Annotated in this window: 14 protein-coding genes; 6 read left to right on the top strand and 8 right to left on the bottom strand. The window is 55.5% G+C overall.

The annotated features are described in order from the left end of the window. Positions 1-165: 165 nt before the first annotated feature. Genes pqiC through rlmKL form a run of 5 tightly spaced genes read right to left on the bottom strand, consistent with a single transcriptional unit; the run spans position 166 to position 7,669 of the window. A complete protein-coding gene (gene pqiC / locus ABIE11_RS20255) occupies positions 166-732 on the bottom strand; it encodes a membrane integrity-associated transporter subunit PqiC (RefSeq protein WP_429185246.1) in 567 nt (188 codons plus the stop codon). Continuing rightward, positions 732-2,369 (bottom strand): intermembrane transport protein PqiB, encoded by a 1,638-nt coding sequence (gene pqiB, locus ABIE11_RS20250; RefSeq protein ID WP_429185245.1) that lies wholly within the window; start codon positions 2,367-2,369, stop codon positions 732-734. The genes pqiC and pqiB overlap by 1 nt, the downstream gene beginning before the upstream one ends. Positions 2,370-2,373: 4 nt before the next feature. Then, on the bottom strand, positions 2,374-3,627 hold the full coding sequence (gene pqiA, locus ABIE11_RS20245) for a membrane integrity-associated transporter subunit PqiA (protein WP_100780690.1): 1,254 nt from the start codon (positions 3,625-3,627) through the stop codon (positions 2,374-2,376). 13 nt (positions 3,628-3,640) lie between these two features. Continuing rightward, positions 3,641-5,548, bottom strand: a complete 1,908-nt coding sequence (locus ABIE11_RS20240; protein ID WP_429185243.1) for an ABC transporter ATP-binding protein — start codon at positions 5,546-5,548, stop codon at positions 3,641-3,643. A 12-nt stretch (positions 5,549-5,560) separates the two neighbouring features. Beyond that, on the bottom strand, positions 5,561-7,669 hold the full coding sequence (gene rlmKL / locus ABIE11_RS20235) for a bifunctional 23S rRNA (guanine(2069)-N(7))-methyltransferase RlmK/23S rRNA (guanine(2445)-N(2))-methyltransferase RlmL (RefSeq protein ID WP_102105594.1): 2,109 nt from the start codon (positions 7,667-7,669) through the stop codon (positions 5,561-5,563). A 104-nt stretch (positions 7,670-7,773) separates the two neighbouring features. Here rlmKL and ABIE11_RS20230 point away from each other — a divergent pair, with 104 nt between their 5' ends. After that, complete coding sequence (locus ABIE11_RS20230; protein ID WP_429185242.1) at positions 7,774-8,883, top strand: YcbX family protein; 1,110 nt, start codon at positions 7,774-7,776, stop codon at positions 8,881-8,883. Here the strand turns inward: ABIE11_RS20230 and zapC are convergent. Together zapC and pyrD are read right to left on the bottom strand one after the other, a co-directional pair. Continuing rightward, positions 8,880-9,422 (bottom strand): cell division protein ZapC, encoded by a 543-nt coding sequence (zapC, locus tag ABIE11_RS20225; RefSeq protein ID WP_100780694.1) that lies wholly within the window; start codon positions 9,420-9,422, stop codon positions 8,880-8,882. The genes ABIE11_RS20230 and zapC overlap by 4 nt on opposite strands. 165 nt (positions 9,423-9,587) lie before the next feature. Beyond that, the gene (gene pyrD / locus ABIE11_RS20220) at positions 9,588-10,598 is read right to left on the bottom strand and encodes a quinone-dependent dihydroorotate dehydrogenase (protein ID WP_107703924.1); all 1,011 of its coding nucleotides are present in this window, start codon (positions 10,596-10,598) and stop codon (positions 9,588-9,590) included. Positions 10,599-10,845: 247 nt separating this feature from the next. Between pyrD and ssuE the strand changes: the two genes are divergently transcribed. The 5 genes from ssuE to ssuB are packed head-to-tail and all read left to right on the top strand — an operon-like array spanning position 10,846 to position 15,072. Further along, positions 10,846-11,421 (top strand): NADPH-dependent FMN reductase, encoded by a 576-nt coding sequence (gene ssuE / locus ABIE11_RS20215; RefSeq protein WP_100780696.1) that lies wholly within the window; start codon positions 10,846-10,848, stop codon positions 11,419-11,421. Continuing rightward, the gene (locus ABIE11_RS20210; RefSeq protein WP_429185241.1) at positions 11,414-12,364 is read left to right on the top strand and encodes a sulfonate ABC transporter substrate-binding protein; all 951 of its coding nucleotides are present in this window, start codon (positions 11,414-11,416) and stop codon (positions 12,362-12,364) included. Before ssuE ends, ABIE11_RS20210 begins: the two co-directional genes overlap by 8 nt. Beyond that, positions 12,361-13,506, top strand: coding sequence for an FMNH2-dependent alkanesulfonate monooxygenase (ssuD, locus tag ABIE11_RS20205; protein WP_429185240.1), 1,146 nt, complete (start codon positions 12,361-12,363; stop codon positions 13,504-13,506). The genes ABIE11_RS20210 and ssuD overlap by 4 nt, the downstream gene beginning before the upstream one ends. Before the next feature lie 10 nt (positions 13,507-13,516). Beyond that, positions 13,517-14,308 carry an aliphatic sulfonate ABC transporter permease SsuC gene (ssuC, locus tag ABIE11_RS20200; RefSeq protein ID WP_100780699.1) on the top strand — a complete coding sequence of 264 codons (792 nt, stop codon included), beginning with the start codon at positions 13,517-13,519 and terminating at the stop codon, positions 14,306-14,308. Continuing rightward, positions 14,305-15,072 carry an aliphatic sulfonates ABC transporter ATP-binding protein gene (gene ssuB, locus ABIE11_RS20195; protein WP_429185238.1) on the top strand — a complete coding sequence of 256 codons (768 nt, stop codon included), beginning with the start codon at positions 14,305-14,307 and terminating at the stop codon, positions 15,070-15,072. Before ssuC ends, ssuB begins: the two co-directional genes overlap by 4 nt. A gap of 109 nt (positions 15,073-15,181) precedes the next feature. Here the strand turns inward: ssuB and pepN are convergent, their stop codons facing one another. Continuing rightward, a complete protein-coding gene (pepN, locus tag ABIE11_RS20190) occupies positions 15,182-17,794 on the bottom strand; it encodes an aminopeptidase N (RefSeq protein WP_102105765.1) in 2,613 nt (870 codons plus the stop codon). Positions 17,795-18,056: the final 262 nt, after the last annotated feature.

The following is an 18,056-nucleotide window of genomic DNA, read 5'->3' as shown; positions in this document are numbered from 1 at the left end:
CATGCGTCAATGCGCAAAATTCACGCCAGTGTCATATTTGTGAGCTACACAGAAGATCATTTGTACAAAAATTGTGAGCTGGAACAAGTAACAGCCTGAACAAAAACCGAAAAAAAAGCCGCCATCAGCGAAACGCGGATGGCGGCTTAACATCATGAATTTTGCTTATGGCAGGCGAGAAATCTCCTGGGCGATGCTGGCAGATTCCTGTGCCCAGCCCTGGGCCAGGGCTTTCACCATAGCGTCGTAACCATCCTCCTGCTGTTTCAGCTCAAGATGGAACGGGCGCTTAATCAGCTGCCCCTGATGGTTCAGCAGCCACTCACCGCTGATCACCACCCTGCCATCGTAGCGTCCATGGAAACCCGTCACATTGACGTTGAGGGTATCCTGGTCGCTGCCCAAAGGCTGTGAGGCTACAACCCATCCCGGAAGGTGGCTGCTGAGGTTCGCCACCAGCGTATTGCGCAGTTGTTGATCCAACGGGCTGGCCCACAGATTGTTATTCGCAATCACATACTGCACGTCGCTGGTCTGATACACCACACCGTTGCCGGCGAGGGAATCCGGGATCGTGACCTGCTCAACCCACAGCAGACGATGCCCCTGGCTGGCGCTGCTTTGACCGCCCGTCTGAGCCCCCATCGGCAACTGGTAGTAATTCTTGGTATCGCTTCCTGAACTACAGGCCGTTAAAACCAGTGCTCCGACGATTAATAGCCATTTTTTCATTATTTTGCCCTCTTCGGCTCAGGATCTTTTTTGTCCTTCGCTTCAAATACCAGCGCGTTGCTCTTCTCATTCAGCGTTTTCAGAACCGGCTGCAGTTCGCGCAGGACCTGATCCAGGCGCTGCATATCCGCCACCATTTTGTTGTACGCCGCCGAGCCTGGCTGGAAGCCTTGCATACTGCGGTTAAGCTCACGCAATGTTTTCTGCATATCCTGCGGAAGCTGCTGCATCGACTGGTTAGCCGTAATTTTGTTGATGTTATCCAGTGTGGTTTGCAGACGACGCATCGTGGCCTGGCTTTCCGTCAGGCTGTTGGTCGCTTGCTCAAGCATCGGATTCAACGGCAGGTTGTTAATCTTATCCAGAGTCTCCATCAGGCGCTGCTGGATCTGCGCCAGACCGCTGCTGACGGTTGGGATAATGGTATAACCACCGAATTCACGCGCACCGGTAATCGCTGGCGCTTTCGGATAGAAGTCCATATCCACATACAGGGCGCCCGTCACCAGGTTGCCGGTTTTCAGCGAGCCACGTAACCCGCGACTCAACAGCTGATTAATATGCGTGCCGATATCCTGGTTCTGACCAATCTGGGCCAGTAACCGTTCTGGTTCAATGCGGATCAACACCGGGATACGATAGTCGTCATCCAGTACCTGATTCAGACCCGGCACAAAGTACGGCACCTGACCTACTGTACCCAGGCGGATACCGCGGAATTCCACCGGCGCACCTGGCTGCAGGCCACGAACAGAGTCCTTGAAGAACATCAGATAGTCGACATGATCGGTATAAAGCGCATCCTGAATGCTTTTCTGATCGTCAAACAGTCTGAACGCGGTTTTCGGCGCAACTGGCTGCCCCAGATCCATCCCCTCAGGCACGTCAAAACTCACCCCGCCGCCAAACAGCGTGGTCAGAGAACCCATTTCGACACGCATCCCCGCCGACGTCAGATCCACCGCGATACCGCTGTCTTTCCAGAAGCGTACGTTGCTGGTCACCAGACGATCGTTTGGCGCATTGATAAACAGCTGATAGCTGATGGTGCGTTTTTGCGCATCGAAGGTACTGGTTTCCACGGAGCCCACGCGGTAACCACGGAACAGCACTGGGTCGCCAGGGCTGAGCTGCCCCGCTTTCTTGCTGTCGAGGGTCACGCGAATACCTTTCGCGTCAGGTGGCGCTAGCGGCGGTGCATCCAGCAGTTGATAATGTCCAGGCTGACTGCCTTTTGCACCGGGCTGAAGCTCAATGTAAGCCCCGGAAAGCAACGTCCCCAGGCCGCTAATCCCTTCGCGTCCGACCTGCGGCTTGACCACCCAGAAAACGGAATCGTCATGCAGCAGCTTCTCCATGCCGGAATGAAGGCGCGCTTTGATTTCAACGTGCGTGAGATCGTCAGTCAGCGTCGCACTCTCAACGACACCCACGTCAACGCTGCGGCTCTTGATGGTGGTTTTGCCCCCTTCAATGCCTTCGGCGTTGGTCGTGATCAGCGTCACTTCCGGCCCTTGATGGCTGTAATGATAAAACAGGATCCAGGCTCCGATCAGCGCTGTGACGATGGGGAAGATCCACACCGGCGACCAGTTCTTGACCTTCTGCACTTTCGCCTCTCCACTCTTATTTTCCATGCTTTCACTCTTCCTCATGGCTTGACTCTGGCTCACGATCCCAGGATAAACGCGGGTCGAAAGTCAGGGCCGCAAACATCGTCATGACAACGACCAACGCAAACATCAGCGCGCCCATAGCGGGATAAATACTCATTAGTCCACCCATGCGCACCAGCGCGGAGAGAACGGCAATCACAAACACGTCGATCATTGACCAGCGGCCAACAAATTCGACGACTTCATAAATCAGATGCATGCGTTCGCTGTCGCGCTTTCCATGGCCTTTGGCATCCCAGCACAGCCAGGCAATCGCGATCATCTTTAAGGTGGGAACCATAATACTGGCAATGAAAATCACCATCGCCACCGGATAAGATCCCTCACCCCACAGCAACACCACTCCGGCCAGGATCGTCGAAGGCATTTTATCTCCCAGCAGATCGGTGATCATGATGGGTAAAATATTGGCCGGCAGATAAAGCATGATGGAGGTGACCAGTAAGGCCATCGTCCATTGCAGACTGTTTTTGCGCCGCACATGCCCCTTGGTGCCACAACGCGGGCACTCTTCCACATCAGCAGGCAGAATGGCGGTGCAGCACGTACAGGAGCGTAATCCCTGGCGAATCCCGGGCACGCCCACCTTAACCGTCTGGTTTAGCGTTGGCGCAGGCGCAATATCATCCCAGGCCCAGCGACGGTCGACGCACTGGAAGGCGCGCAGCTGTAGCATGCAGTACAGACACCAGGGAACAAAACTGCTGCCGATGCCGACATCGCCATAGGCCATCAGCTTCACAAAACTGACCAAAATCCCCGCGAGGAAAATCTCCGCCATCCCCCAGCTTTTCAGCTGGAAAAGAATTCGGGCAAGCAGGATTTTGACTTTAATGGGCATCCGGACGCGGTTTACCAGCAATAAAATCACGACCAGACAAAACGCCGGAACGATTTGCACAAAGAGAAGAAAGAAGGTGCCAAGGCTGGCGTAATCTTCCGAGAACATGACGCCTGGGATCTCCAGCAAATTGACTTCGCTGGTCATCCCGCCGACTTTCATATAGATGAACGGAAAAAGATTCGAGAGCAGCAGCATAAACAGCGCCGCAAGCGCATAAGCAGTGGGACGCTGCCTTGGCGCGTCCCACTCTGTCGTCAGCGTTGCCCCACAACGGGGGCATGCCGCCTTATGTCCGTGACCCATCTCAGGCAGCGCCACGAGCATATCGCATTGCGAGCATAAAATATGCCGGTCGGCATGGTGCTGATCACACATCGGGTATCCCTGTTTATGCGCCGTTTTTGAGTGCCTCAAGGTACTCCCAGCGCTCAAATGCCTCTTCCAGCGCCTTTTCGGCCTGGGAAAGCTCTGCCAATATTTTCTGAGTATAGTCGTGTGGCTGGCTAAAGAAGGATGCATCAGCAACTTGAGCCTGTAATGCTTCCAGTTGCGTTTCCAGCTCTTCAAGACGCTGCGGCAACCCTTCCAGTTCGCGCTGCAGGTTATAGCTCATTTTGACCGTCGGCTTTTTGACAGTTTCTGCTTTTGCGACAGACGGTTGCGAGCCCGTTTTAGATTTGGACTGTTTATGGGCTAAGGATTGCGCCTGTTGCCCACGCGCGTCCTGATAACCGCCCACATACTGACCAATACGACCTTCGCCTTCAAAAATCCAGCATTCGGTGACGGTGTTGTCTACAAACTGACGGTCGTGGCTCACCAGCATCACGGTGCCCTGATAGCCGTCGATCAGCTCTTCGAGCAGTTCCAGGGTTTCGACATCCAGATCGTTCGTCGGTTCATCGAGAATCAACAGGTTGCTGGGTTTCAGGAACAAACGGGCCAGCAGAAGTCGGTTACGTTCCCCACCGGAGAGCGCGCGAACAGGCGTCATGGCGCGTTTTGGATGGAACAGGAAGTCCTGCAGATAGCCCAGCACATGGCGCGGTTTCCCGTTAACCATTACCTCTTGCTTGCCCTCTGCCAGGTTATCCATCACCGTTCTTTCAGGATCAAGCTCAGTACGGTGCTGATCGAAATAGGCCACTTCCAGTTTAGTCCCGCAGTGAACACGGCCGCTGTCAGCCTGTAACTGGCCCAGCATCAATTTCAGCAGCGTGGATTTACCGCAGCCGTTCGGGCCGATCAGCGCAATTTTATCGCCGCGCTGAACCTGTGCGGAGAAATCGGTCACCAGCACTTTGCCGTCGACCTGATAGTTCACATTTTCCATTTCGAAGACAATTTTGCCGGAGCGAGAGGCCTCTTCGACCTGCATCTTCGCGCTGCCCATCACTTCACGGCGCTGGCTGCGTTCGTTACGCATCGCTTTCAGGGCACGCACGCGGCCTTCGTTACGGGTACGACGCGCTTTGATGCCCTGACGGATCCACACCTCTTCCTGCGCCAGTTTGCGATCAAACTCGGCGTTTTGCAGCTCTTCAACGCGCAGGTTCTCTTCTTTTTCCAGCAGATAAGTGTCGTAATCGCCCGGATACGTGACCAGCTTGCCGCGATCGAGATCGACAATGCGTGTCGCCATATTGCGGATAAACGAACGGTCGTGCGAGATAAAGATAATGGTGCCATTGAAGGTTTTCAGGAATCCTTCCAGCCAGTCGATGGTTTCGATATCCAGGTGGTTCGTCGGTTCATCGAGCAGCAGCACTTTTGGCCCGCAGACCAGCGCGCGGCCAAGCGCCGCTTTACGCAGCCAGCCACCAGACAGAGACGCCAGCGCCATATCGGCTTCAAGGCCAAGCTGCTCCAGCACTTCATTGATGCGGTCTTCCAGCTGCCACAGGCCGTGGTGATCCAGCAAATCCTGCAGGCGCGCCATCTCTTTGAGGTTTTTTTCGCTCGGATCGGTCATCACCAGATGCGAAATATCGTGATAGCCTTTCAGGTATTCGGCCTGCTCGGAGATCCCTTCGGCGACAAAATCATAGACGCTGCCCGCGACGTTGCGCGGCGGATCCTGTTGCAGACGAGAAACGATCAGATCCTGCTCATAAACGATACGCCCATCGTCCAGACCCTGCTCACGGTTGAGGATCTTCATCAGCGTGGATTTACCCGCGCCGTTACGGCCCACCAAACAGACGCGTTCGTTGTCTTCGATGTGCAGTTCTGTATCGTCGAGAAGTGGCGCATCGCTGAAGGACAGCCATGCGCCGTGCATGCTAATTAATGACATTTAAATTTCCTTTCAGACTGCGGTAATCAACCAGCAGTTGTGAATTTGACGGTTACGGGCGAAGTCCTGAGACAGCGTTTTTTGACTGATTTCTTGTGCTTTCAGCCCCAGTTTTTCCAGCCCGTCATTGTCCATGCGGAAGCCGCGTTTGTTGTTCGAGAACATAATGGTGCCGCCTTTACGCAGCAGACGTTTCAGGTCGGTCATCAGACGCAGGTGATCGCGCTGAACGTCGAAGGTGTCTTCCATACGCTTGGAGTTGGAGAAGGTCGGCGGATCGATGAAGATCAGATCGAACTGTTCGTCCGTATCGCGCAGCCAGCCCAGTACATCGGCCTGCAGCAGACGATGCTGACGACCGGTCAGGCCGTTAAGACGCAGGTTGCGCTCCGCCCACTCCAGATAGGTACGCGACATATCCACCGTGGTGGTGCTACGCGCACCGCCCAGGCCCGCATGAACGCTGGCACTGCCGGTATAAGCGAACAGGTTCAGGAAGTCTTTCCCTTTGCTCATCTGGCCCAGCATACGACGCGCGATACGGTGATCGAGGAACAGACCGGTGTCGAGATAGTCTGTCAGGTTCACCCACAGGCGCGCATTGTATTCGCCCACCTCGATAAAGTCGCCCTTATCGCCCATTTTCTGATACTGATTGGTCCCTTTCTGACGCTCACGGGTCTTCAGGATCAGTTTGTTCGGCGCAATGCCCATCACGCCAATTGTCGCCGCGATGATGTCCAGCAAACGCTGGCGCGCTTTTTGGGCATCAATGGTTTTCGGCGCAGCGTATTCCTGCACCACGACCCAGTCCGCATAACGGTCTACCGCAACGTTATATTCCGGCAGATCGGCATCGTAAATGCGATAGCATTCAATGCCTTCCTGTTTCGCCCATTTTTCGAATTTCTTCAGATTCTTACGCAGACGGTTAGCGTAGTCTTCTGCCACCGTTGATGGCTTGCTGTCGCCATCTTTCTCGGTCAGATGGTAGTTTTTCTGTACGCAGTCCAGCGGGCCGTTTTTAGCTTTGAACTGACGCTCGGCGCGGAGCTGGAGGCAGCTTAGCAGCTCAGGAGAACCGCTAAACAGCGACAGATTCCAGCCGCCGAAATAATCTTTCATGGTGCGACCCAGCAGGCTGTGCAGCGCAATCAGTGCCGGTTCGCTATCGAGACGTTCGCCGTACGGCGGGTTACTGATCACCGTACCGTAAGGGCCTTTCGGCAGCGGGTTGGTTAACTGGGAGACGTCTTTCACCTCGAAGTCGATCAGTTCGCCGATACCGGCGCGGCGGGCGTTGCTGCGCGCGCGTTCAATTACGCGAGCGTCGCTGTCCGAGCCGTAGAAACGGGAAGTGTAATCAGCCAGGCCTTTACGTGCACGGACCTGTGCTTCGGCTTTGACCTCTTTCCAGATGGCGTCGTCATGCTGTGCCCAGCCGCTAAAGCCCCACTGCCCGCGATGCAATCCTGGCGCGCGGTCGGTGGCCAGCATTGCCGCTTCAATCAGCAAGGTGCCGGAACCGCACATTGGGTCGATCATCGGCGTGCCCGGCAGCCAGCCAGAGCGCATCACAATGGCCGCAGCCAGGTTTTCTTTGATCGGCGCAATACCGGCGCGATCGCGGTAACCTCGCTGGTGCAGGCCTTCGCCGCAGAGATCCAGAGAAATATTGGCGGTCTCTTTATTGAGCCACACGTTGATACGCAGATCGGGATTTTCACGATCGACGTTCGGGCGCTCAAGATTTTTACGCGTGAAGCTGTCGACGATGGCGTCTTTCACTTTCAGCGCACCGTACTGGCTATTACGGATTTCGTCGTTCAGCCCGCTGAAGTGCACGGCAAAGGTCGCACCCGGGGCGAAAATCTCTGTCCAGTCGATCGCTTGCACACCGAGATACAGATCAAGGTCGCTGTAGACCTTGCAGGCACCCAGCGGCAACATGATGCGCGACGCCAGGCGACTCCACATCAGGCTCTGGTAAATAAGCCGTGTGTCGCCCTCAAAGTGGACACCACCCTGAACCACCTGACACTCAAGCGCGCCAAGGCTTTCCAGTTCAGTTTTTAACAGCTCTTCCAGCCCACGGGCCGTACTGGCAAACAGAGAATTCATATCGTCACTTATTACTCGTAGAAAATTGCTGCGCATTATAGCTAATATGCGCTCTATGTCATAAAGTTGAAGGCTTATTTTCAAATCGTTCGAGGGCGTGAACAGTGGCGACGTTATCCAGGCTTTTTATTCATCCGGTCAAATCCATGCGTGGTATTGGCCTGACCCACGCGCTTGCTGACGTCAGCGGCTTTGCCTTCGATCGCATATTTATGATTACCGAACCGGACGGCACCTTCATCACCGCCCGCCAGTTCCCGCAGATGGTGCGTTTTATCCCGGCTCCGCTGCACGACGGCCTGCATTTGACGGCGCCGGATGGCTCAAGCGTGATTGCACGCTTTACTGACTTTGCCCCCGTTGATGCCCCGACAGAAGTGTGGGGTAACCATTTCACCGCCCGCATCGCCCCGGATGAGATTAACACCTGGCTGAGCGGTTTCTTCTCCCGCGCGGTGCAGCTGCGCTGGGTCGGCCCGGAGCTTACGCGCCGCGTGAAGCGTTTTGAAGCAGTTCCCCTCTCCTTTGCCGACGGTTTTCCCTATCTGCTGACGAATGACGCCTCCCTGCGCGATCTGCAAAACCGCTGTTCCGCCAGCGTGCAAATGGAGCAGTTCCGCCCGAATCTGGTCGTGACGGGCGCACAGGCCTGGGAAGAAGATACCTGGAAAGTGATCCGTATCGGCAGCGTGATCTTTGATGTGGTGAAGCCGTGCAGCCGCTGTATTTTCACCACCATCAGCCCGGAAAAAGGGCAAAAACACCCTTCCGGCGAGCCGCTGAAAACTTTGCAATCTTTCCGCACCGCACAGGATAACGGCGATGTCGATTTTGGTCAGAACCTGATCCCACGCTCCAGCGGCGTGATTCGCGTCGGCGACGAGATTGAGATCCTCGCAACGGGTCCTGCCCGAGTTTACGGCCCAGGGCCGGAAGAAGAAGAGATTGAAGCCGAAACACAGCCTGTCACAAAGGTGACGCTTCAGTGGGAGGGGCAAACCTTACCGGGGAATAATCAGCAGGTATTGCTTGAACAGCTGGAACAAGCGGGGATCCGCGTGCCCTATTCGTGTCGTGCAGGGATCTGTGGAAGCTGTCGCATCACTCTGGTCGATGGCGAAGTGACGGCGCTGAAGAAATCAGCCGTAAGCGAAGATGGTACGATTCTGTGCTGTAGCTGCATTCCGAAAACGTCGTTGCAGCTAGAGCGCTAAACAGCCTGTTCGAGGCTAAAGGAATCCATACGCAGTTGCGGTTTAAGCCGGTCGTTCATCACTTTAATCGCATCACCCAGCTGCATTGTGCGCCCGGCAATCACCACGCCGGGTTGCGCCAGCAAACAGAGCGCGGCGTTTTCGCCCGGCTCAACCACCAGCAAACTCACCTCTTCCGAAGTATCGCTGAGATTGACGCAGGCCGCATCGCCGGTGACCGGCGACCATGCTTGCCCATGAGCGAGAAAGTGCCAGCTTTTTGGCATCTGCGGTTTCAGGAAGCGAATCGCCACCAGCGCATTCAGCACCAGTTCGGCGCGCTGCTCTTTAGAGAGAATAAGATCGCGACATTTCTCTTCAAAAGAGAAAAACAGGGCTGCATCGTCAACACAAAAGCCTGACGGTGCAAACGCATCCGGGGTCAGCATTCGGCGAGCAAAACGAGAGCGAAATAACATACCATTGGCTAAATCGAGCATCATTCGATCGTGCTCTTCGCAAAAATACCAGCGCCAGTTATCGTCAGGTTTTATTCGCATTTTCCTCTCCTTCCCCACAACGTCCTGTTCTTAAAATGTCCAAATTATCGCTTCGTTTATAACATCAATAATAAAAGACCATAATGTCTAAATAAGCAACAAAGACGGAATATAAAACAACCAGGGCTGGAAATAAAGCCCTGGTTGTCTGATATGGAGAAAAGATTAGATATGATTAACGATTTCTTTAATCAATTGTGGGCCTTTAAAAATAAAGCCGGAATAGATTTGCACCAGTGAGGCACCTGCCGCCATCTTCTCGCGAGCCGCGATGACTGAGTCGATCCCGCCCACGCCGATGATCGGTAAGCGACCTTTTAATTCCGCCGACAAGGCACGAATAATTTCGGTGCTTTTTAATTGTACCGGACGACCACTTAAGCCACCCATTTCGTCGCAGTTTTTCATTCCCTGCACGAGGGAGCGATCGAGCGTAGTATTGGTGGCAATAACACCATCAATATTATGGCGAACCAAACTGTCGGCAACCTGGATCAATTCTTCGACAGAAAGATCCGGGGCGATCTTAACCGCGATCGGAACATATTTATGATGGGTCGCCTGGAGTTCATTCTGTTTATTTTTAATCGCACTTAACAGATCGTCCAGCGCTTCACCATATTGCAGCGTACGCAAGCCAGGGGTATTTGGCGAAGAGATATTTATCGCGATATAACCGGCATAGGCATAGACTTTTTCCATACAAATCAGATAGTCATCTTTACCCTGCTCAACCGGCGTATCTTTATTTTTGCCGATATTAATTCCCAGCACACCGTCAAAATGGGCTTTTTTAACGTTCTCTACCAGATGATCAACACCGTGGTTATTGAAGCCCATCCGGTTGATCAAACCTTCTGCTTCAACCAGGCGGAACAGGCGCGGCTTGTCGTTCCCATCCTGCGCGCGCGGCGTCACGGTGCCCACTTCGATGGAGCCAAACCCCATCGCGCCAAGGGCGTCAATGCACTCACCATTTTTGTCGAGACCTGCTGCCAGACCCAGTGGGTTCTTAAACGTCAGGCCCATGCACTGGACAGGTTTTTCCTGCACTTTCTGGCGCACCAGCGCCTCAAGAGGCGTTCCTGTAATGCGGCGTAACTGCTGGAATGTCAATTCATGAGCGCGCTCTGGATCGAGCTGAAAAAGGGCTTTACGAACGAAGGGGTAGTACATGAACTCTCCTGGATTCCGGTATGCAAACCGGACACGGATTATCAGCGATCGCGCCAGGAAAGGGAATTGACCTGTGGCAAAAAATCATCGTAAAGCGCAATCGTTTTCCTTTCTGCCTCTTTCTTATGCAATTTTCGGCATTTTAATTTCAGATAAATCATTTAGTGGAATAACCGTGCAATGTCACACTCGTGAAAATTGTTATGAATGTTAGATAAAAGCAAACAAATAGTTATAAGGAGCAAACATGCGCGTCATCACGTTGGCCGGAAGTCCGCGTTTCCCTTCTCGCTCCAGCGCCCTGCTGGAATACGCCCGCGAACAACTCAACTCGCTGAACGTCGAGGTGTGCCACTGGAACTTGCAAAACTTTGAGCCGGAAGACCTTCTCTATGCCCGTTTCGACAGCCCGGCATTACAGGCGCTGATCGAACAGCTCAAAGGAGCCGACGGGCTGATCGTGGCGACACCGATCTATAAAGCCTCTTTCTCAGGCGCGCTGAAAACCCTGCTCGATCTTCTGCCTGAACGTGCGCTGGAGGGAAAAGTGGTTCTCCCTCTGGCGACCGGCGGCACCGTTGCGCACATGCTGGCGGTGGATTACGCCCTCAAGCCAGTCCTGAATGCGCTCAAAGCCCAGGAGATCCTGCACGGGGTGTTTGCCGATGACTCTCAGGTGATCGATTACCAGCATAAACCGCAGTTCACCCCGAACCTGCACCTGCGCCTTGATAGCGCGCTGGAAACCTTCTGGCAGGCGTTGCATCGCCGCGATGTGCAAGCCCCCGCCTTTGGCCGTCTGAAAGGAGTCGCCCATGTTTAAATATCTTCTGACCGCCCTGTTCGCTGTTTCTGCGCTTGCGCAGGCGGCGGAACCGGCGCCTGAAAGCCTGCGTATCGGATATCAAAAAGGCAGCGTCAGCATGGTGCTGGCGAAAAGCCATCAGCTGCTGGAGAAGCGCTATCCGGACACAAAATTCTCATGGGTCGAGTTCCCGGCCGGGCCGCAGATGCTGGAGGCGCTGAACGTCGGCAGTATTGATTTGGGCAGTACCGGCGACATCCCCCCTATTTTTGCGCAAGCTGCCGGAGCGGATCTGGTTTATGTCGGCGTCGAGCCGCCAAAGCCGAAAGCGGAAGTGATTCTGGTGCCTGAAAACAGCCCGATCAAAACCGTCGCCGATCTGAAAGGCCACAAAGTCGCCTTCCAGAAAGGTTCCAGCTCCCACAACCTGCTTTTGCGCGCCCTTCAACAGGCGGGTCTGACGTTCAAGGATATTCAGCCTGTCTTCTTAACCCCGGCGGATGCCCGCGCGGCGTTCCAGCAAAATAATGTTGATGCCTGGGCGATCTGGGACCCGTACTACTCTGCCGCCTTATTACAGGGCGGCGTTCGGGTGCTGAAAGATGGCGAAACGCTAAAGCAGACCGGTTCGTTCTATCTTGCCGCACGTCCGTATGCGGAAAAGAACGGCGACTTTGTTCAGGGTGTACTGCAGACCTTTAGCGAGGCGGATGCGCTGACTCAGAGTCAGCGTCAGGAAAGCATCGCCCTGCTCGCCAAAACCATGGGCCTGCCGGAGCCGGTGATCGCCAGCTATCTGGATCATCGCCCGACGACGGTGATTAAACCCGTCGACGCGAAAACCGCTGTCCTGCAGCAGCAAACCGCAGATCTGTTCTACGAGAACCGTCTCGTGCCGAAAAAAATCGATATTCGCGACCGTATCTGGCAACCCTCTGACAAAGAAGGATCGAAATCATGAGTCTGAATCTGTTCTGGTTTTTACCGACCCACGGTGATGGGCATTATCTTGGCACCGAAGAGGGTGCGCGCCCGGTGGACTACGGCTATCTGCAGCAAATCGCGCAGGCCGCCGACAGAATCGGTTTTACCGGCGTACTGATCCCGACAGGGCGCTCCTGCGAGGATGCATGGCTGGTGGCCGCCTCGATGATACCGGTCACGCAGCGTCTGAAATTCCTGGTGGCCCTGCGCCCGAGCGTGGTCTCCCCAACCGTTGCCGCCCGTCAGGCCGCGACGCTGGATCGCCTTTCCAATGGCCGCGCCCTGTTTAACCTGGTGACCGGCAGCGATCCGCAGGAGCTGGCCGCCGACGGGGTGTTCCTCAATCACACGGAACGTTACGAGGCTTCCGCGGAATTTACCCGCGTCTGGCGCCGTCTGCTGGAGGGCGAAACCGTCACCTACGAGGGCAAACATATCCACGTTCGCGATGCGAAACTGCTGTTTGCGCCGGTGCAACAGCCGCGTCCCCCACTCTACTTTGGCGGATCGTCAGATGTCGCACAGGATCTGGCTGCTGAACAGGTTGATCTCTATCTGACCTGGGGCGAACCGCCTGAGCTGGTGAAAGAAAAAATTGAGCAGGTGCGCGCCAAAGCCGCCGCGCATGGGCGCAAAGTGCGCTTTGGCATTCGCCTGCACGTCATCGTGCGAGAAACGAACGCCGAAGCCTGGCAGGCCGCCGACCGTCTGATTTCGCATCTGGACGATGACACCATTGCTAAAGCGCAGGCAGCCTTTGCGAAGACTGATTCCGTAGGACAGCACCGAATGGCCTCCCTGCATAAAGGCAACAAGGACAATCTCGAAATCAGCCCGAATCTGTGGGCGGGTGTAGGCCTGGTTCGCGGCGGCGCAGGCACGGCGCTGGTGGGCGATGGCCCTACGGTCGCGGCGCGGATCAACGAGTATGCCGATCTGGGTATCGACAGCTTTATCTTGTCTGGCTATCCGCATCTGGAAGAAGCATACAACGTCGGCGAGCTGCTGTTCCCGCATCTGGATGTGGCCATCCCGGAAATTCCGCAGCCGCGCGCGCTCCAGCTCCAGGGCGAAGCCGTAGCGAATGAGTTTATCCCGCGAAAAGTCGCGCAGAGCTAACGAGGTACGTATGGCAAATCCATCCCAAAAATGGCTGCTGCGTCTGGCCCCCTGGTTTCTGCCCGTCGGCATTGTGATTGTCTGGCAAATCGCCTCGTCCGTGGGATGGTTGTCGAGCCGTATTCTGCCCTCTCCGGAGGGCGTGGTGGAGGCGTTCTGGTCGCTCAGTTCGAGCGGTGAGCTGTGGCAGCATCTGGCGATCAGCTCCTGGCGTGCGCTAATAGGCTTTTCAATCGGCGGCTCGATTGGCCTGACCCTGGGGCTTATCAGTGGCCTCTCCCGCTGGGGCGAGCGTTTGCTGGATACGTCAATTCAGATGCTGCGTAACGTCCCGCATTTAGCGTTAATCCCGCTGGTAATTCTGTGGTTTGGCATCGACGAGAGCGCCAAGATTTTCCTGGTGGCCCTCGGCACGCTGTTCCCGATTTACATCAACACCTGGCACGGCATTCGTAATATCGATCGTGGGCTGGTGGAGATGGCGCGCAGTTACGGATTGTCCGGCTTTGCGCTGTTTGTCCATGTGATCCTGCCGGGCGCGCTGCCATCGATTATGGTCGGCGTGCGTTTCGCCCTCGGTCTGATGTGGCTGACACTGATTGTGGCGGAGACCATCTCGGCCAACTCCGGGATCGGCTATCTGGCGATGAACGCCCGTGAATTTCTGCAAACCGACGTGGTGGTGGTGGCCATCATTCTTTACGCCCTGCTCGGCAAACTCGCCGACGTCAGCGCCCAGTGGCTTGAGCGAAGCTGGCTGCGCTGGAACCCGGCCTATTCCACGAAGGAGGCAAACGCATGAATACGGCTCGTTTAACCCAGGGGACACCGCTGCTGCTTAACGGTGTCACCAAACGCTACGGCGATAACACTATCCTGAACGCGCTGGATCTGCATGTCCCTGCCGGACAATTTATTGCGGTTGTCGGGCGCAGCGGCGGGGGCAAAAGCACCCTGCTGCGGCTGCTTGCCGGGCTGGAGGCACCGAACGGCGGAGAATTGCTGGCGGGCAATACGCCGTTGGCGGATATTCAGGACGATACCCGCATGATGTTTCAGGATGCGCGCCTGCTGCCGTGGAAAACGGTTATCGACAACGTGGGGCTGGGGCTGAAAGGTAACTGGCGGGATAACGCACGTCAGGCGCTGCGCGCCGTCGGCCTCGAAAACCGTGCGGACGAGTGGCCTGCTGCCCTCTCCGGCGGCCAAAAACAGCGTGTGGCACTGGCGCGCGCGTTGATCCACCGGCCAGGCCTGCTGCTGCTGGACGAACCGCTCGGGGCGCTTGATGCCCTGACGCGCATCGAAATGCAGGATCTGATCGCCTCCCTGTGGCAGGAACACGGTTTTACCGTGCTGCTGGTGACGCATGATGTGAGCGAGGCCGTGGCGATGGCGGATCGGGTGCTGTTAATTGAAGAAGGCAAAATCGGCCTGGATCTGGCGGTGGATATTCCCCGTCCACGACGGCTCGGTTCTGTAAGACTGGCAGAGCTGGAAGCAGAAGTGCTGGAGAGAGTGATGAAGCGTGGGGCAACAGAAGAGAAGGCCCGGCGTCATGGATAAAGAAGGCAATGCCTGAAAGCCTCTTATACAAGAAACGGTTAAACCCATAAAAAACGGCAACTTGCGTTGCCGTTTTGTTTTTACTTAACAGTGCTACCCGGCATTAACGTCAGGCCAGCGCCTTCGTAATCTTCTCGAACAGATCGCCCGACAGATTTTCCAGCCCTTTTAACTGCTCAAGGGCAGCACGCATTTTCGCCTGACGCGCTGCGTCGTAGCGTTTCAGGCGGATCAGCGGCTCAATCAGACGCGATGCCACCTGCGGGTTACGGCTGTTAAGCTCAGTCAGCATTTCCACCATAAACTGATAACCGCTGCCGTCTTCCGCATGGAAGGCCGCCGGGTTGCTGCTGGCAAACGCGCCAATCAGGGAACGCACGCGGTTCGGGTTGCTCATGGTGAAAGAGCGGTGTTTGAGCAGATTGCGTACCTTGCTCAGCACATCCGCCGCCGGGCTGGTGGCTTGCAGGATAAACCACTTATCCATCACCAGGCCGTCCTGATGCCACTTATCATCGTACTCTTGCATCAGCGCATCACGGCACGGCAGCTCTGCCGCCACGCTTGCCGCCAGGGCCGCTAATGCGTCGGTCATGTTATCGGCTTCGTGATACTGCTTACTGACAAGCGTGTTCGCCAGTTCCGTTTCACCAAATGCCAGATAGCGCAGACAGGTGTTACGCAGGGAACGCTTGCCGATATCCGCGTGTTCCACACGGTATTCGTCGAGCTTGTTGGCGTTATAAATGGCCAGGAATTCATCGGCCAGTTCGGTCGCCAGCGTGCGGGTCAGGGCTTCACGCACGGCGGTAATGGCGATGGGATCGATAATCTCGAATAGCTCGGCGATTTCGCTCGCGGACGGCAGCGTCAGGATCTCTGCGGCCAGCGCCGGATCGATTTTCTCATCCAGCAGAATAGCGCGGAACGCATCGGCAACATGAACCGGGAGCGACAACGGCTGACCCTGTTGGTGACGATTCACGTTCAGTTTGATGTAGGTCGCCAACAGACTCTGCGCCGCGTCCCAGCGGGAGAAATCGTTGCGCGCATGACGCATCAGGAAGGTGAGCTGCTGATCGCTCCACTTATATTCCAGTTTCACCGGTGCGGAGAATTCGCACAGCAGCGCCGGAACCGGCTGGAAGTAGACGTTATCAAAGATAAAGGTCTGTTCCGCCTGGGTTACGTTCAGCACGTGATGCACCGGATGACCGCCTTTCTGCAGCGGGATCACGTTGCCTTCGTTATCGTACAGCTCGATGCTGAACGGAATGTGCAGCGGGTGCTTCTCTTCCTGCTCAGCCGTCGGCGGCGTGCGCTGGCTGATGGTCAGGGTGTACTGCTCGGTTTCCGGATTGTAGTCATCTTTAACGCTGACAATCGGCGTACCGGCCTGGCTGTACCAGCGGCGGAAATGCGACAGGTCAACGTTGGACGCATCTTCCATCGCCTGCACGAAATCGTCGCACGTCGCCGCGCTGCCGTCGTGGCGTTCGAAATAGAGCTGCATCCCTTTCTGGAAGTTCTCTTCGCCGAGCAGGGTGTGGATCATACGAATGATTTCAGAACCTTTCTCGTACACCGTCAGGGTGTAGAAGTTGTTCATCTCAATCACTTTGTCAGGACGAATCGGGTGCGCCATTGGGCTGGCGTCTTCGGCAAACTGCAGGCCGCGCATGGTGCGCACATTGCTGATGCGGTTGACGGCGCGTGATCCCAGATCGGAGCTAAACTCCTGATCGCGGAACACGGTCAGGCCCTCTTTCAGGCTCAGCTGGAACCAGTCGCGGCAGGTGACGCGGTTCCCGGTCCAGTTGTGGAAATACTCGTGACCAATCACGCGTTCGATATCGAGGTAATCTTTATCGGTGGCGGTGTCGGTACGGGCCAGCACGTATTTGGAGTTAAAGACGTTCAGGCCTTTGTTCTCCATCGCGCCCATATTAAAGAAGTCGACGGCGACGATCATATAGATGTCGAGATCGTACTCCAGGCCGAAACGCTCTTCGTCCCACTTCATAGAGTTAATCAGGGACGTCATCGCCCACGGCGCGCGGTCGAGGTTGCCACGATCGACAAACAGCTCCAGCGCGACGTCACGACCGGAACGGGTTTTGAAGGTATCGCGCAGCACGTCGAAATCACCCGCGACAAGGGCAAACAGGTAGCATGGTTTCGGGAACGGATCCTGCCACTGTGTCCAGTGACGGCCATTTTCCAGCTCGCCCTGCCCCACACGGTTACCGTTGGAAAGCAGATACGGATAACGCTTTTTATCGGCAATGATTTTGGTGGTGAAACGCGCCAGAACGTCCGGGCGGTCCAGATACCAGGTAATATGGCGGAAACCTTCGGCTTCGCACTGGGTGCAAAGCGCCACGCCTGACTGATACAGGCCTTCCAGCGCCGTATTGGACGCCGGGCTGATTTCAGTCACGATGCGCAGGGAGAAACGCTCTGGCAGATTGTTGATGACCAGCTGGTTCTCTTCTTCTTTATAGTCAGACCAGGCTTCGTCGTTCACGTGGACTGAGACCAGCGTCAGGTCTTCGCCATCGAGACGCAGCGGAACAGCCGTCGCACTTTGGCGTGTGACCTGGCTTACGGCCGTGACAACGGTTTTGGTGGCATCCAGGTCAAAAGTCAGATCGATATCGCTAATCAGGTATTCCGGCGCACGGTAGTCGTGGCGGTATTTGGCTTGTGGCTGTTGTGTCATAGAAAACCTTATGCATCGTTTGTCGAATAACGAATCCAGTCTATTCCTGTTGTGTAAAACGCGCTACGCAGAATGTTCATCTTTTCAGGCGGAAAAACCATTTTTGCTACATTTGTATAACACGGGGCACGAAATGCCCTCGACCATAACGGCAGCTTATGTTGTGATCGGGGTTCAATAAATCGCTAAACAAGGTATACTCCAGCGGTTTCAATAGTTGTTTATTGTACTAAACGCTCCCGTGAGAGGATGCTACTGCGCA

Source organism: Lelliottia sp. 489, assembly GCF_050435885.1.
GTDB classification, from domain to species: domain Bacteria; phylum Pseudomonadota; class Gammaproteobacteria; order Enterobacterales; family Enterobacteriaceae; genus Enterobacter; species Enterobacter nimipressuralis.
This window is presented reverse-complemented; position numbering and strand designations above follow the sequence as displayed.

Excerpts from the sequence above, each read along its gene's own strand:
- pqiC (WP_429185246.1), bottom strand. The coding sequence starts at position 732 with ATGAAAAAATGGCTATTAATCGTCGGAGCACTGGTTTTAACGGCCTGT.
- pqiB (WP_429185245.1), bottom strand. The coding sequence starts at position 2,369 with ATGGAAAATAAGAGTGGAGAGGCGAAAGTGCAGAAGGTCAAGAACTGG.
- pqiA (WP_100780690.1), bottom strand. The coding sequence starts at position 3,627 with ATGTGTGATCAGCACCATGCCGACCGGCATATTTTATGCTCGCAATGC.
- ABIE11_RS20240 (WP_429185243.1), bottom strand. The coding sequence starts at position 5,548 with ATGTCATTAATTAGCATGCACGGCGCATGGCTGTCCTTCAGCGATGCG.
- rlmKL (WP_102105594.1), bottom strand. The coding sequence starts at position 7,669 with ATGAATTCTCTGTTTGCCAGTACGGCCCGTGGGCTGGAAGAGCTGTTA.
- zapC (WP_100780694.1), bottom strand. The coding sequence starts at position 9,422 with ATGCGAATAAAACCTGACGATAACTGGCGCTGGTATTTTTGCGAAGAG.
- pyrD (WP_107703924.1), bottom strand. The coding sequence starts at position 10,598 with ATGTACTACCCCTTCGTTCGTAAAGCCCTTTTTCAGCTCGATCCAGAG.
- ssuE (WP_100780696.1), top strand. The coding sequence starts at position 10,846 with ATGCGCGTCATCACGTTGGCCGGAAGTCCGCGTTTCCCTTCTCGCTCC.
- ABIE11_RS20210 (WP_429185241.1), top strand. The coding sequence starts at position 11,414 with ATGTTTAAATATCTTCTGACCGCCCTGTTCGCTGTTTCTGCGCTTGCG.
- ssuD (WP_429185240.1), top strand. The coding sequence starts at position 12,361 with ATGAGTCTGAATCTGTTCTGGTTTTTACCGACCCACGGTGATGGGCAT.
- ssuC (WP_100780699.1), top strand. The coding sequence starts at position 13,517 with ATGGCAAATCCATCCCAAAAATGGCTGCTGCGTCTGGCCCCCTGGTTT.
- ssuB (WP_429185238.1), top strand. The coding sequence starts at position 14,305 with ATGAATACGGCTCGTTTAACCCAGGGGACACCGCTGCTGCTTAACGGT.
- pepN (WP_102105765.1), bottom strand. The coding sequence starts at position 17,794 with ATGACACAACAGCCACAAGCCAAATACCGCCACGACTACCGTGCGCCG.